A 2,039-nucleotide genomic window follows, 5' to 3' on the forward strand; every position below is an offset into this window, starting at 1 on the left:
ACACGGACGAGTTCACCAAACGGGCGATGCAGAAGGTCGGCTACGCCACCAGCCCGCTGGAGGACGGCTCGCTGGACGGCTACAACGTCCATCCCGTCCCGCTGACGACGATGACGGTCGAGGCGCTGAAGGACTTCGAGCTGTCCCGTAAAGAGGCCGAGCGGTCGAAGAACATGTTCGCGCTGGGTCTGTTGTCGTGGATGTATCACCGGCCGACGGAGGGCACGGAGAGGTTCCTGCGGACGAAGTTCGCCAAGAAGCCGGACATCGCGGCGGCGAACCTGGCGGCGTTCCGGGCGGGCTGGAACTTCGGTGAGACGACGGAGGACTTCGCGGTCTCCTACGAGGTCGCGCCGGCCTCGAAGACGTTCCCGACCGGCACCTACCGCAACATCTCGGGGAACCTGGCCCTGTCCTACGGTCTGGTCGCCGCGTCCCGGCAGGCGGATCTGCCGCTGTATCTGGGCTCGTATCCCATCACGCCGGCCTCGGACATCCTGCACGAGCTGAGCCGGCACAAGAACTTCGGGGTGCGCACCTTCCAGGCCGAGGACGAGATCGCGGGGATCGGCGCGGCGCTGGGGGCTGCGTTCGGCGGTTCGCTGGCGGTGACGACGACCTCGGGTCCGGGGGTGGCGCTGAAGTCGGAGACGATCGGGCTGGCGGTCTCCCTCGAACTGCCGTTGCTGGTCATCGACATCCAGCGCGGCGGGCCCTCGACGGGTCTGCCGACCAAGACCGAGCAGGCCGATCTGCTCCAGGCGATGTACGGGCGCAACGGCGAGGCCCCGGTGCCGATCGTCGCGCCGCGCACCCCGGCCGACTGCTTCGAGGCGGCGATGGAGGCGGCCCGGATCGCGCTGACCTACCGCACCCCGGTACTGCTGCTCTCGGACGGCTACCTGGCCAACGGCTCGGAGCCCTGGCGTATCCCGGAGGTCGATGAACTCCCGGATCTGCGGGTGCAGTTCGCCCAGGGGCCCAACCACACCCTGGACGACGGCACCGAGGTGTTCTGGCCCTACAGGCGTGACCCGCAGACCCTGGCCCGGCCCTGGGCGATCCCGGGAACACCCGGTCTGGAACACCGGATCGGCGGGATCGAGAAGCAGGACGGCAGCGGGAACATCTCCTACGACCCCGCCAACCACGACTTCATGGTCCGCACCCGCCAGGCCAAGATCGACGGCATCGACGTCCCCGACCTGGAGGTCGACGACCCCAACGACGGCACCGACTCGGCGGCCGACACCCTGGTGCTGGGCTGGGGTTCGACCTACGGGCCGATCACCGCCGCGGTCCGGCGGCTGCGTACCGCCGGGGAACGGATCGCGCAGGCCCATCTGCGTCACCTCAACCCCTTTCCGCGGAATCTGGGAGCGGTGCTCGACCGCTACGACAAGGTGGTGATCCCCGAGATGAACCTCGGCCAGCTCGCCACCCTGGTCCGGGCCAAATACCTGGTGGACGCCCACTCCTACAACCAGGTCAACGGCATGCCCTTCAAAGCCGAGCAACTCGCCACCGCGCTCAAGGAGGCCATCGATGGCTGACACATCGACAGAGGGCCCGGGCACGTTCGAGGCACTGTCCCTGGTGCCCAAGGCCGAGGCCAGGCAGTCCATGAAGGACTTCAAGTCCGATCAGGAAGTGCGCTGGTGCCCGGGCTGCGGCGACTACGCCGTCCTCGCCGCCGTCCAGGGCTTCATGCCCGAACTCGGCCTGGCCAAGGAGAACATCGTCTTCGTCTCGGGCATCGGCTGCTCCTCCCGTTTCCCGTACTACATGAACACCTACGGCATGCACTCCATCCACGGACGTGCCCCCGCCATCGCGACCGGACTGGCCTCCTCCCGCCGCGACCTGTCGGTGTGGGTGGTCACCGGCGACGGCGACGCCCTGTCCATCGGCGGCAACCACCTCATCCACGCCCTGCGCCGCAACGTCAACCTGAAGATCCTGCTGTTCAACAACCGGATCTACGGCCTGACCAAGGGCCAGTACTCCCCCACCTCCGAGGTCGGCAAGATCACCAAATC

2 protein-coding genes are annotated in these 2,039 nt (G+C 67.7%); both read left to right on the plus strand.

Going from position 1 to position 2,039, the window contains the following annotated elements:
• Positions 1-1,553, plus strand: a 1,553-nt coding sequence (locus tag ACZ4AA_RS38420; protein ID WP_467613361.1) for a 2-oxoacid:acceptor oxidoreductase subunit alpha, incomplete at its 5' end; no start/stop codon positions are given.
• Positions 1,546-2,039, plus strand: a 494-nt coding sequence (locus ACZ4AA_RS38425; protein WP_467613363.1) for a thiamine pyrophosphate-dependent enzyme, incomplete at its 3' end; no start/stop codon positions are given. The genes ACZ4AA_RS38420 and ACZ4AA_RS38425, both read left to right, overlap by 8 nt.

It is taken from the genome of Streptomyces sp. NPDC024698, assembly GCF_055559015.1.